The organism is Brucella tritici, from assembly GCF_902825325.1.
In the GTDB taxonomy this organism is placed as follows: Bacteria; Pseudomonadota; Alphaproteobacteria; order Rhizobiales; family Rhizobiaceae; genus Brucella.
In genome coordinates this window covers 52,689-65,003 of record NZ_CADEAR010000001.1, presented here as the reverse complement: position 1 = coordinate 65,003, position 12,315 = coordinate 52,689, and the positions used below count along the sequence as shown (strand labels likewise).

Here is a 12,315-nt window from a genome sequence, read left to right as displayed (position 1 = left end):
CGCTTTGAGCGCCCTTTTTCTGTTTCAGTATGGAGAAGCTTACTGCGGTAGTTTGTCGTCCACGCCAGCGACGTAGAAATTCAGGCCCAGCAGGGTTTTGTCGTCAGCCTGTTCGCCTTCTTTCAGCCAGACGGAGCCGTCCTGCTTCTTGATCGGGCCAGTGAAAGGCTTCAGTTCGCCCGACTTGATCTTGGCTTCGGTTTCCTCGGCCAGTTTCTTCACGTCGTCCGGCATGTTGGTATAAGGCGCCATCTTCACGAGGCCTTCCTTCATACCCCACCAGATGTTCTGGCTTTTCCACGTACCGTCGAGAACAGCCTTGGCGCGATCGATATAATACGGCCCCCATTCGTCCACGACAGCGGTAAGCTGCGTGTCGGGCGCGAACTTGATCATGTCCGAAGCCTGACCGAAAGCCTTGATCCCGCGATCATGCGCCACCTGAATGGCGGCGGTAGAATCGGTGTGCTGTGTGATGATGTCCACGCCCTGATCGATCAGGGCCTTGGCTGCATCGGCTTCCTTGCCCGGATCGAACCAGGAGTTAGCCCAGATCACCTTGACCTTGAAGTCCGGATTGACCGACTGTGCGCCAAGCATGAATGCGTTGATGCCCTGCACGACTTCAGGAACCGGAACGGATGCGATGTAACCTGCAACGCCCTTTGTCGACATCTTGGCAGCGATCACGCCCTGCACATAACGGCCTTCATAGAAGCGCGCATTATAGGCGGACATGTTGTCGGCGGTCTTGTAGCCGGTTGCGTGTTCGAACTTCACGTCCGGGAACTTCTTGGCGACCTTAAGGGTCGGGTCCATATAGCCGAACGACGTCGTGAAGATCAGCTTGTTGCCAGCACGTGCCAGACGTTCGATGGAACGTTCGGCATCGGCGCCTTCCGGAACGCTTTCCAGAAATGTGGTTTCGATCTTGTCGCCAAGCGCCTCGACAAGCTCCTTGCGGGCCTGATCGTGCTGATAGGTCCAGCCGAAATCGCCCGGAGGTCCGATATAGATGAACCCGATCTTGAGTTTATCTTCTGCATGCGCTGCGCCGCCAAGCATAAAGCTGGCCGCAGTGGCCATAGCCATAAGCGTCTTTTTCATGTTCCCTGCACTCCTTGTTTTTACCCACTAACCAAAACGAAAACCCTTGGGACGGTTTACGTCTACCCCTCAGCCGTTCTTTCTATCGGTCAGGAACAAACGGCTTGCCGAGCGAAGCCGGCGTATTCATCATCGTCAGGCGTTTGTTGCGCGAGATGATGACCAGCACCACAATCGTCGCAAGATAAGGCAGCGCAGACAGAAACTGCGACGGCAAGCCAAAGCCAAGCGCCTGCGCGTGAAGCTGGCCGATGGTCACCGCGCCAAACAAATAAGCACCGATCAATACGCGCCATGGTCGCCACGAAGCAAAAACGACAAGAGCAAGAGCGATCCAGCCGCGCCCGGCTGTCATGTTCTCCACCCATTGCGGCACATAGACGAGCGACAATTGCGCGCCTGCAAGACCGGCGCAAGCACCGCCGAACAGAACCGCCAGATAGCGCGTGCGCACCACATGCACGCCGAGCGCATGGGCTGAGCCATGGCTGTCGCCGATGGCGCGCAATGTAAGCCCTGCTCGCGTGCGGAACAGAAACCATGCCACACCGGCAACCAGCAGGATAGACATATAGAAGATCGGATCCTGACCGAAGAGGAACCGCCCGACAAGCGGCAGATCGGTGAGATAGGGAATATGGATAGCTTCAAGCCGGACGCCGGGAAGCCCGACAAAGCTTTCGCCAAGCAAGGCCGATGCCCCGACGCCAAGGATCGTCAGTGCCAGCCCGGTTGCCACCTGATTGGTGACGAGTATGAGCGTCAGAAAGCCAAAAACGGCGGAGAAAAGCACACCGACCAGAACGCCAGCAACCAAGCCCAACCAAGCGGAGCCAGTCATTTGTGCAATGGCGAAGCCGGACACGGCTCCCATCAGCATCATGCCTTCGACGCCGAGATTGAGCACGCCGGAGCGTTCCACGACAAGCTCGCCAATGGCGGCGATCAGGAGTGGCGTCGCTGCTGTTGCAATCGTGAGGAGAATAGCCTGCGTCAAATCCATGAGATCAGGCCTTTCCCGCTTGGCGACCGGATATGAAGCGAATGCGATAAAGGATGAGTGTATCGCAAGCGAGAACGAAGAATAGGATCATGCCCTGAAACACGCGCGCAGATTTTTCGGAGATGCCGATAGCAACCTGTGCAGCTTCGCCGCCAAGATAGGAAAGCGCCAGCACCAGACCGGCTGCTATTGCTCCCAGCGGGTTGAGGCGCCCCAGAAATGCGACAATGATCGCCGTAAAACCGTAGCCCGGAGATATGACCGGACGAAGCTGGCCAATGGCACCGGAGGTTTCCGCGATGCCCGCGAGGCCGGCAAGAGCACCCGAAACCGCAAAGACGAAGAACACCATCTTGCCTGCACTGAAACCCGCAAAACGCCCTGCCCTCGGACTTTGGCCGATAACCTTGACCTCAAAGCCCTTCAGCGTGTGCTTGAGCAGGAACCAGACGAAAATCGCTGCAACGAGCGCGAAAATGAAGCCCCAATGCGCACGACCGGATGCACTCCAGATTTCCGGCAGAATGGCGCTATCGCTGAACTGACGGGTTTCCGGGAAATTATATCCTTCCGGGTTGCGCCACGGCCCGCGCACCAGCCAGTCGAGGAACAGTTGCGCGACATAGACAAGCATGAGGCTGGTCAGGATTTCATTGGTATTGAAGCGCACTTTCAGCAATGCCGGAATGGATGCATAAGCCGCGCCACCCGCCATCCCCATCAGCATCATCAAGGGCAGAACCACCCATGACTGCAGGTCGGGAAACATGACAGGCAGGACCGATCCCGCTATGGCACCGGCGATAAACTGTCCCTCAGCACCGATATTCCAGTTGTTGGATAGAAAACAGACGCAGAGACCAACCGCGATCAGGATCAGCGGTGCGGCCTTCACGAGCAATTCATGCCATGACCAGATGTCGAATAACGGTTCGACAAAGAAGACGTAAAGCGCATGTAATGGGTCTTTGCCCATCAGCGCAAAAGCAAGTCCACCGAAAATCAGCGTCAGCGACAGTGCAAGCAATGGTGACAAAGCACTGAAAAGTCTCGACGGCTGCGGGCGTTTGACGAGTTCGATCCGCATCATGCAGCTCCCGCCTCTCCAGAGATACCGCCCATCAGAAGGCCGATCTTTTCCAGCGTTACATCGGCAATCGGCAGAGGATCGGAAAGCTGGCCATGATTCATCACGGCAATGCGGTCACTGATTTCAAGAAGCTCATCAAGATCCTGGCTGATGACGAGAACCGCCGAACCGGAGCGCGCAAGATCGACAAGCGCCTGCCGGATATGTGCCGCGGCACCGGCATCAACGCCCCATGTCGGCTGGTTCACGACCATGACCGACGGTGAACGGTCAAGCTCACGCCCTATAATGAATTTCTGCAGGTTTCCGCCGGAAAGGGCAGAGGCAGGCGGATTTTCAGCGCTCTTGCGCACATCCATCCGTTCAATAATGCGTTTTGCGGCCGACCGAAGCGCACTCTCTACGATCAGCTTCATCTTGCCGCCACGCAGAAACATTTTTGCATCGGTTTTGTATCGGGACAAGAACAGGTTGTCGGTCAGCGTCATGGTCGGAACGGCACCGTGACCAAGCCGCTCTTCCGGCACGAAAGCCGCGCCCATCATGCGCCTTTCGCTGATACCGGCCTTGCCCGCATCCTTTCCGCGAATACGCACATTCGATGGAATCGACTGTAGCACTTCCCCTGAAACAGCTTCGAAAAACTCACCTTGCCCGTTGCCTGCCACACCGGCGATGCCAACGACTTCGCCAGCGGCAACCGAGAGAGAAATATCCCTCAATGCCGTCGAAAATGGTCCACGCGGCGGTTGCGACAATGATCGGATTTCAAAAAGCGCATCATTCCCGGCATTTACTGCCACAATTGGGCTGCGTGCCACGACATTGATATCATTACCAACCATCATACGGGCAAGCGATGCAGCAGTTTCCTTGCGCGGATCGCAGTGCGCGACGACCTTGCCATGCCGTAACACGGTTGCGCGGTCACAGAGACGCTTCACCTCCTCGAGACGGTGGCTGATATAGAGGATCGACTTGCCTTCAGCTTTCAGGCGTTCCAGCGTTTCAAACAGCTTGTCCGCTTCCTGCGGCGTCAGCACCGAAGTCGGCTCATCCAGAATGATGAGATCCGGCTTCTGAAGAAGGCAGCGTACAATTTCGATACGCTGGCGTTCGCCAACCGACAGATCACCAACATGGGCCTGCGGATCAACCGGAAGACCGTACATCTTGCCAACCTCACGCGCACGCTTTGCAACATCTGAAAGCGGCAACGAACGGTCTAGAGACAGGGCGATATTTTCAGCGGCAGTAAGCGAGTCGAACAGCGAAAAATGCTGAAAAACCATGCCAATGCCGAGCTTTCTTGCGACACCGGGTTCATCTATGGTGACCGGCTGCCCCTTCCAGACAATTTCGCCTTCAAGAGGTTGCAATGCGCCGAACAGCATTTTCACAAAGGTGGATTTTCCGGCGCCGTTTTCACCCAGAAGCGCGTGAATTTCGCCTTCCCCGATGGTGAGATCGACACCATCGCAGGCCCGCAGCTGACCAAATACTTTCGTGAGCCGGCGGACATCCAGAAGAGGCCGGTCGGTTAAAGGCGCTGTCATTGTTCCCCAATTGTATTTTTGTGCGACCTTATCCAGCAAGCCTGCTCTTGAAAAGCCTAAAAGCAAGCAGCGGCGGACATATGCACACCGCTGCAATCATCAGCCTTATCACGGAAGCAGAATGGTGGTTCCAGTCGTCTTGCGGGCCTCCAAATCCTCATGTGCCTTGCCCGCATCCTTGAGCGCATAGGTCTGGTTGATCTCGATCTTGACGGCTCCGCTTCCGACTACATCGAAAAGCTCTGCAGCCGTCTTTTCGAGGTCCGCCCGCTTGGCGATGTAATTGAATAGCGTTGGACGTGTGGCGAACAGCGAACCCTTCTGCGCCAGAATGCCAAGATCGAACGGTGGAATGACGCCAGACGATTGCCCGAAGCAGGCAAACATGCCAAGCGGCTTCAGCACGTCGAGCGAGCCCATATAGGTATCGCGCCCAACGGAATCATAGACGACGTCAACCCCCGCTCCGTCGGTCAGTTCCTTCACCTTTTCGGCAAAGTTCTCGGTACGGTAGTTGATGACATGGTCGTAGCCATGCTTTCTGGCCAGCGCGATCTTTTCTTCCGATCCCGCCGTACCGATGACCTTGGCGCCAAGGTGTTTCGCCCATTGTCCGGCAATCAGCCCGACCCCGCCAGCGGCCGCGTGAAACAATATCGTCTGCCCCGGCTCCACCTTGAATGTACGCCGCAGAAGATATTGCGCCGTCATGCCCTTCAACATCATGGAGGCGGCGGTTTTCAGGTCAACATTATCCGGAACCTTGACCAGCCGGTCGGCTGGCAGAATGCGCTCGTCCGCATAAGAACCCGGCGTTGCCACATAGGCAACACTGTCGCCGACTTGAACATCCCCCACGCCCGGACCAACCGCTATGACCGTGCCAGCACCTTCGTTGCCGGGCGTAAACGGCATTTGGGCCGCCTTGTAAAGCCCGGTACGGAAATAGACGTCGATGAAATTGAGACCAACGGCTTCATGGCGCACCTTCGCCTCACCCGGACCAGGCTCACCTATATCAATCTGTTCATACTTCATGACTTCAGGTCCACCGGTCTGATGGACGCGAATGGCATTGATCATCATGCTTCTCCAGTCTTCTTTGCGGCAGCGGCTTTCTCAGCCGCGATGACGGTGGCAGTTCGTCCCAATCCCGGGAAAAACTGCATGACAGCGCCGATGAAGTAGATGTAGAGGCCCGTCACGGATATGCCGACGCGGACCCACAGCGGCGCGTCCAGAGTATAATAGAGGGCAGCCGCACCAAAGGCACACCAGAGCAGGAAAACCGTCAGGTTAAGTGGTCGCAGGCGCACAACGCGCACCGGATGCAGGAAATTGATCGGCAGGAACGACAGGATTGCCGACACGACGACCGTTGCAAAGGCGACCCACTCTCCCGGCCTGACTATGAAAAGCGTAAAGACCACCATGTTCCAGACGACCGGGAAGCCCTTGAAGAAGTTCTCCTTCGTCTTCATGCCGGTGTCAGCATAATAAATCGCGCTCGAAACCACGATGATCGCGCCGGAGATGAATGACAGATACGTCCCCATAAATCCGCTCTGATAAAGCGCGAAGGCCGGTATCAGAACATAGGTAACGTAATCGATGATGTTGTCGAGAAGTTCGCCAGACCAGTTTGGCAGAACATATTTGACCTCGAGCTTGCGCGCGATAGGACCGTCGATACCGTCGACGAAAAGCGCCAGCCCCAGCCACCACCACATGGCCGTATAGCGCCCGTCACTGGCCGCCACGATGGAAAGGAACGCCAGAAACGAACCCGATGCCGTCAGAAGATGAACCGAAAACGCCTTGGCTTGCGGCGCGGTGACTTTCTTGGCTTTGAGTTTTCCGGTCAGTTTGGTTTTCACGCCGTCCGCCATTTCAGTTTGTCGCCGCGCATATCCCGCCCAGGACATTCCCCAAGGCAGCGAGTACATTTCATCAAACGGGAAACGCGTACACCAAACAAACTGACGTCCCCAACCCTCAAGATCGTTGAATAGCTTCTCCTCTAGGAAAAGCCATGATCCTGCAGCAGCTTTCCCTGAATAAGCACAAAAGAGCAAGTAAGGCGTGAGGCAAATCCGCCATAATCCCACGGAAGAATGGCCTTTTGGCTGCAATTCGGTTTAAGTGCAGCTGGAATCATCAGACGGTGCACGAGGTCCGCACTGTCGGACCAGGGATGAAACACGATGAACGATCTTGTTGTGAACAAGCCTCTCACTGATATTGTCATCAGCGGCAGCGGACCTGCAGGAATGATGGCCGCGCTGGCGCTCGGCGCAAAAGGCTATCGCACCGTGTTGCTGGGACCGGAGACCGACAAGGGTGATCGCCGCACCACAGCGCTCATGATGCCTGCTATCAGATTGCTGCAGGGACTGGGCGTCTGGTCGGATATCGAGCCGGAAGCGGCGGCTCTTGCTTCCATGCGCATTATCGACGCGACGCGACGCCTTGTTAGAAGCCCTGTCGTGACTTTCCGTGCCGGGGAAATCGACGAGACTGCGTTTGGCTACAACATTCCCAACGCCGTTCTGAACGAGAAACTGGCGGAAGCCGTCGCACGCAATCCGAATATTCAACGCATCAATGCCTCCGTCATAGAGTATCGTTACAATGGCGACCATATGACCATCACGCTCTCAGGCGGCGACACATTGCATACGCGGCTGGTCGTGGCTGCAGACGGGCGCAATTCTATGGCTCGCGAAGCAGCAGGCATCCGCACACGCCGCTGGAGCTATCCGCAGACGGCCGTTGTGCTTTCCTTCTCGCATAGTGTCGACCACGAGAATATTTCGACCGAATTCCACACCGAAGAAGGCCCATTCACTCAAGTGCCGTTGAAAGGCAAGCGCTCAAGCCTTGTCTGGGTAGTGAATCCCGGTCGCGCCGAAGGACTTCTCGCGCTTGATGAATCGACACTCGCTCAGCGTATCGAAGACATGATGCAGTCCATGCTGGGCAAGATTAAGCTCGAAATCAAGCCGCAAGCCTGGCCCCTTTCCGGCCTCGTGCCCCATGTCTTTGCGGCCAAGCGCACGATCCTGATCGGTGAAGCCGCGCATGTGTTTCCACCGATTGGCGCACAAGGCCTCAATCTTGGTTCACGCGATGTCGAAACGCTGGTCAAGGCTATCGAAAGCGATCCAGTCGATCCGGGTTCAGATCGAGTCATTCGCGCCTATGACCGCGCACGTCGTCCAGACATTCTGGCCAGAACCGGTTCGGTCGATGCGCTCAATCGTTCGCTTCTCTCCGGTATGCTTCCAGCCCAGATCGTGCGTGGAATCGGGTTGGAAATGCTTCGTTCATTTGCGCCACTGCGCGCATTCTTCATGCGTGAGGGGCTTCGTCCCGGCAGCGGTTTCTCACATTTTCTTCCGAAACTGCCGAGCCTTCCGCAACGAAGCGACGGGAAACGTTCTAGCTAAGATCGTTTTCAGATCATCCGAGACATCGAACAGACAGAATTGCCGGTTGCCGCCGACTTTAATTTGTCACGCGGTGAACTACATAGTGTTGCATGGGTATGACACAGATAAAGCACGCGAAATTTCAGATCGGTCAGGTCGTCAAGCATCGGTTATTCCCATTCCGTGGCGTTATTTTCGACGTGGACCCTGAATTTGCGAATACCGAAGAATGGTACGAGTCCATTCCAGAAGAAGCACGCCCGCATCGCGACCAGCCTTTCTATCATCTGCTGGCTGAAAATGCGGATTCCGAATATGTCGCCTATGTATCGGAGCAGAACCTTGTTCCAGATTTAAGTGGCGAGCCTCTCCGTCACCCTCAGATCGCAGAAATGTTCGACCGGCTCGACAATGGCGCTTATCGCGTAAAATCACAGCATTCGAACTGAGATAGAGCTTTCTTTTAAAGTGAATTTTCAAAATAAAAGGGGCGCTCGAAGCGCCCCTTTTTATAACAGACTGGAGAGCAGCTTAGTTAGCTGCGCCTTTTGCCTTGTCCTGTTCAGCCTTCATCTTGGCTTCGAAATCCTTCTGGCGCTTCTGGACGGCGTCCTGAAGTTCCTTCTGGCGTTCTTCCAGTTCCGACTGCTTGAGAGCCGGACCGGTCAGGGCGCCAGAGAAGCCGGTGAGTGCAACCGGAATCGGATTCGGCTTGTTCTGATAGTTGACCGACGTCAGGGTCAGCTTGCCGCCCTTCTTGAGCGCATTGATGAGATCGTCGGTCAGCGGAGCTTCTGCGATGCAACGATCCGGGAAGCAGATGCCGTATTCAAGCTTGACCGGCTTGTTGTTGTCGATCTGGAGGCCGACACCGGCAGGAATCAGACGACCGATAGGAACAGTCACCTGGAATATCTTGCGGTTGATCTTACCTTTGATCTCGATGAGATTAACGGCGGTCAGGAGCTGGCCGGAATCTGCAGTGACGATGTTCTGCGTGTTGCAGATATCATTGTCTTCCTGCTTCGAGCAGACCTTGAACCAGCCCTGTGGCGGCTGCTGCGCCGATGCAGGCATCGTCGCGGAGGCAAGCAGGGCGAACGCGCCAGCAATGGCAGATGCGGCAGCGATTGTCTTAGTGCTGGACATGATCAACAGGTTCCTTTCAACGCTCTGATCTATAGTTCCCGTTCTGTATTATAAGTCAGCGATAGACCGTCACTGGTTTGAAAATGCGGCAACAGCGTGACCTTGGGGATTTTAGCCCCCATCCGGACCCTTCCGGGCCCCAATCCGCAGCCGTGTTACAACGACTAGGGGTATGAATCCAGATGAGTTTCGACATTCCATGCCCGGAATCCGCCAAAATCTTTATTTTAGCCCCTACTGTCGCGTGACGGACACGCCCTAATTCCGCACTTAATGTACGATCATGCTAGTTTCCGGTTCCGAATCGACGCTTCCGGCGGCGACCATCAAACTTATTTACAATGGACGATTGAAGTTGAACGGATTGATTGCCTTTCTCCGCAAATCGGTTCTTGCGAGCCTTATCGGAGCAGTCGTCGGCGCGACGCCGGTACAGGCGATAGCCGAAGTACAGCCAGACTATGCGCTCTCCATGCATGGAGATGTGGCGTTGCCGGCTGACTTCACCCATTTTCCTTACGCAAACGCTGACGCTCCAAAGGGCGGCGCCATCACAATGGGCGTTGTCGGTACTTTCGACAGTCTCAACCCATTTGTGCTGAAAAGCATGCGGACGACGGCGCGCGGTCTGTTCGGGGATGTTGACCTCGGCAATCTGGTTTATGAAACGCTCATGCAGCGGTCGCGGGATGAACCCTTTACCCTTTACGGTCTGCTGGCTGAAAAGGTTGCGGTCGATCCAGATCGCAAATGGGTCGAATTCACCCTGAACCCGAAGGCAAAATGGTCCGACGGCCAGCCGGTAACGGTGGACGACGTCCTCTTTACCTACGACATTCTGACGGAAAAGGGACGCCCTCCCTACAACAACCGGATGAGTCGAGTTGATAAGATCGAAAAGACGGGGGAGCGTTCCGTTCGCTTCACCTTCAACGACAAGTCGGATCGCGAATTTCCGATGCTAATCGCCTCATCGATGCCCGTGCTGCCAAAGCACAGCATTGATCGCGAAACCTTCGGCAATTCATCCCTGAAACCACCTGTCGGCAGCGGCCCTTATCTCGTCTCCGGCGTGCAGCCCGGCCAGCGTATCATCTACAAGCGCAACCCAGACTATTGGGGCAAGGACTTGCCTTCGCAGCGCGGTCTCAACAACTTCGATATGTTGACGATTGAATATTATCGAAACGAGACGTCCCTGTTTGAGTCTTTCAAGAAGGGGCTGCTCGATGTCTTCATTGAGGCAAACCCTACTCGATGGGAAAAGCTTTATGACTTCCCGGCTGTAAAACAGGGCCGCGTTATCAAGGACAGCTTTGAAAAAGGTACGCCTGCCAACATGTTTGGCTTCGTGTTCAACACACGCCGCCCAATTTTCGCCGACCGTCGCGTACGGCAGGCTCTGGGGCTGCTGTTCGATTTCGAATGGGCTAACCGCAACCTTTTCGCTGATCAATACCGCCGCACGCAGAGCTTTTGGGAAGGTTCGGAGCTTTCCTCCGTCGGCAAAGCTGCCGATGACCGCGAGAAGCAGTTACTGAAACCATTCCCCGAAGCAGTTCGCGACGATGTCATGAATGGTACATGGCACCCACCGGTAACGGACGGTAGCGGTCATGACCGCACGCCAGCGAAAAAAGCCTATGATCTCCTGACTGAAGCGGGTTTTCAGTTTGAACACGGCCTCGCCGTTGATCCTTCTGGCAAACCGCTTAAATTCGAGATCATGACGCGCTCGCCCGACGAGGAAAAAGTAGCGCTGGCCTATAAGCGTAATCTCGCGCGACTGGGCATCACAATCGAAATACGCACTGTGGACGACGCTCAATATCAGCAGCGGCTCCAGACATTCGACTACGACATGATTCTCGGCGCGCTGACCGGATCACTTTCACCCGGCAATGAACAATGGATGCGATGGGGCGCAGCTTCGCGTGACGTTCAGGGAAGTTTCAACTATCCGGGTGTTGCCGACCCGGCGGTAGATGCGATGATCGAAGCGCTGCTGGCAGCCAGAAGCCGCGCCGATTTCGTGAGTGCGGTCCGCGCCCTTGATCGTGTGCTTATCTCCGGGGATTACTACATTCCGCTTTACCACCTGCCCTATCAGTGGGTAGCGCGCTGGGATCGCATCGATCACCCGAAAAGGACTTCGCTCTATGGCTATCAACTGCCAACTTGGTGGCGCGCAAAGCCATGATCGGGCTTTAACGTTGATGTAATTCGCTCTACATGCACCAATATATATGATGAGCATTCAACCGGAGGCCATGCCTCTGGTTCCCGTATGGAGACACTGCCATGGCCGCCAGAAAGATAACTATCGATGTCGTGTCCGATGTCGTCTGCCCTTGGTGCTTTCTGGGGCGCAAGCGCCTCGAGGCGGCTCTCGCCATGGTGCCGGATGTGGAGGCGGAAGTACGCTGGCGCCCCTTCCAGCTGGACCCCACCCTGCCTCCGCAGGGAAAGGATCGCCAGACCTATATGCGCGAGAAATTCGGCACAGGCGGGAAGATCGATGACATCCACAAGCAACTGACGCAGCTTGGCGAGGAAAACGGCATCGTCTTCGATTTCGACGCCATCGCCCGCGCGCCAAACACTCTGGACGCCCATCGTGTCATCCATTGGGCTGCGCAGGCTGCTCCTGATACGCAGGACCGGATGGTCGGCATGTTGTTCTCGCTCTATTTCGAGCAGGGACAGGATATCAGTGATCATGAAGTGCTGATCGATGCGGCGGCAAGTGTCGGCATGGATGCCGAAGTGGTGGCCCGGCTCCTGCAAAGCGAGGCCGACAAGGCGACGATTCGCGAGGAAATCGACACTGCCAGTCGCATTGGCGTGCGCGGCGTGCCTTGCTTCATCATCGATCAGAAATATGCCGTCATGGGTGCGCAGACGGCAGGTGTCCTTGCTGACGCCATCCGTCAGACGGCAGAAGGCTTTGAGCCGGGGATTTCTGAAGATCGCTAAAAG

General features: G+C 55.8%; 11 protein-coding genes. 4 read left to right on the top strand and 7 right to left on the bottom strand.

Translation table 11 applies throughout. The features are described 5' to 3' along the window. Positions 1-39: 39 nt before the first annotated feature. From HWX93_RS00290 to pcsA, 6 genes are all read right to left on the bottom strand, one after another. Positions 40-1,107 carry a BMP family ABC transporter substrate-binding protein gene (locus HWX93_RS00290; RefSeq protein ID WP_061345366.1) on the bottom strand — a complete coding sequence of 356 codons (1,068 nt, stop codon included), beginning with the start codon at positions 1,105-1,107 and terminating at the stop codon, positions 40-42. Positions 1,108-1,189: 82 nt separating this feature from the next. After that, entirely contained in the window at positions 1,190-2,110 is a 921-nt protein-coding gene (locus HWX93_RS00285) for an ABC transporter permease (protein ID WP_176036067.1), read from the bottom strand. Between the two features lie 4 nt (positions 2,111-2,114). Then, positions 2,115-3,197 carry an ABC transporter permease gene (locus HWX93_RS00280; RefSeq protein ID WP_176036345.1) on the bottom strand — a complete coding sequence of 361 codons (1,083 nt, stop codon included), beginning with the start codon at positions 3,195-3,197 and terminating at the stop codon, positions 2,115-2,117. After that, on the bottom strand, positions 3,197-4,756 hold the full coding sequence (locus HWX93_RS00275) for an ABC transporter ATP-binding protein (protein ID WP_176036066.1): 1,560 nt from the start codon (positions 4,754-4,756) through the stop codon (positions 3,197-3,199). The genes HWX93_RS00280 and HWX93_RS00275 overlap by 1 nt, the downstream gene beginning before the upstream one ends. Before the next feature lie 108 nt (positions 4,757-4,864). After that, on the bottom strand, positions 4,865-5,839 hold the full coding sequence (locus tag HWX93_RS00270; RefSeq protein ID WP_176036065.1) for a quinone oxidoreductase family protein: 975 nt from the start codon (positions 5,837-5,839) through the stop codon (positions 4,865-4,867). Next, positions 5,839-6,645 carry a phosphatidylcholine synthase gene (gene pcsA / locus HWX93_RS00265; RefSeq protein ID WP_109986598.1) on the bottom strand — a complete coding sequence of 269 codons (807 nt, stop codon included), beginning with the start codon at positions 6,643-6,645 and terminating at the stop codon, positions 5,839-5,841. Before pcsA ends, HWX93_RS00270 begins: the two co-directional genes overlap by 1 nt. A gap of 315 nt (positions 6,646-6,960) precedes the next feature. Here pcsA and HWX93_RS00260 point away from each other — a divergent pair, with 315 nt between their 5' ends. Then, entirely contained in the window at positions 6,961-8,205 is a 1,245-nt protein-coding gene (locus tag HWX93_RS00260; protein ID WP_176036064.1) for a UbiH/UbiF family hydroxylase, read from the top strand. Positions 8,206-8,297: 92 nt separating this feature from the next. Beyond that, positions 8,298-8,636 (top strand): heat shock protein HspQ, encoded by a 339-nt coding sequence (gene hspQ / locus HWX93_RS00255; RefSeq protein ID WP_109986596.1) that lies wholly within the window; start codon positions 8,298-8,300, stop codon positions 8,634-8,636. Positions 8,637-8,718: 82 nt separating this feature from the next. Here hspQ and HWX93_RS00250 read toward each other — a convergent pair whose 3' ends face one another. Then, on the bottom strand, positions 8,719-9,336 hold the full coding sequence (locus tag HWX93_RS00250; RefSeq protein WP_010658835.1) for an invasion associated locus B family protein: 618 nt from the start codon (positions 9,334-9,336) through the stop codon (positions 8,719-8,721). Positions 9,337-9,685: 349 nt separating this feature from the next. Here HWX93_RS00250 and HWX93_RS00245 point away from each other — a divergent pair, with 349 nt between their 5' ends. Next, on the top strand, positions 9,686-11,536 hold the full coding sequence (locus tag HWX93_RS00245; protein ID WP_176036063.1) for an extracellular solute-binding protein: 1,851 nt from the start codon (positions 9,686-9,688) through the stop codon (positions 11,534-11,536). A gap of 101 nt (positions 11,537-11,637) precedes the next feature. After that, complete coding sequence (locus HWX93_RS00240; RefSeq protein WP_176036062.1) at positions 11,638-12,312, top strand: DsbA family oxidoreductase; 675 nt, start codon at positions 11,638-11,640, stop codon at positions 12,310-12,312. Positions 12,313-12,315: the final 3 nt, after the last annotated feature.

Coding starts and splice junctions, on each gene's coding strand:
- HWX93_RS00260 (WP_176036064.1), top strand. CDS start 6,961: ATGAACGATCTTGTTGTGAACAAGCCTCTCACTGATATTGTCATCAGC.
- pcsA (WP_109986598.1), bottom strand. CDS start 6,645: ATGGCGGACGGCGTGAAAACCAAACTGACCGGAAAACTCAAAGCCAAG.
- HWX93_RS00280 (WP_176036345.1), bottom strand. CDS start 3,197: ATGCGGATCGAACTCGTCAAACGCCCGCAGCCGTCGAGACTTTTCAGT.
- HWX93_RS00270 (WP_176036065.1), bottom strand. CDS start 5,839: ATGATCAATGCCATTCGCGTCCATCAGACCGGTGGACCTGAAGTCATG.
- HWX93_RS00290 (WP_061345366.1), bottom strand. CDS start 1,107: ATGAAAAAGACGCTTATGGCTATGGCCACTGCGGCCAGCTTTATGCTT.
- HWX93_RS00240 (WP_176036062.1), top strand. CDS start 11,638: ATGGCCGCCAGAAAGATAACTATCGATGTCGTGTCCGATGTCGTCTGC.
- HWX93_RS00250 (WP_010658835.1), bottom strand. CDS start 9,336: ATGTCCAGCACTAAGACAATCGCTGCCGCATCTGCCATTGCTGGCGCG.
- HWX93_RS00275 (WP_176036066.1), bottom strand. CDS start 4,756: ATGACAGCGCCTTTAACCGACCGGCCTCTTCTGGATGTCCGCCGGCTC.
- hspQ (WP_109986596.1), top strand. CDS start 8,298: ATGGGTATGACACAGATAAAGCACGCGAAATTTCAGATCGGTCAGGTC.
- HWX93_RS00285 (WP_176036067.1), bottom strand. CDS start 2,110: ATGGATTTGACGCAGGCTATTCTCCTCACGATTGCAACAGCAGCGACG.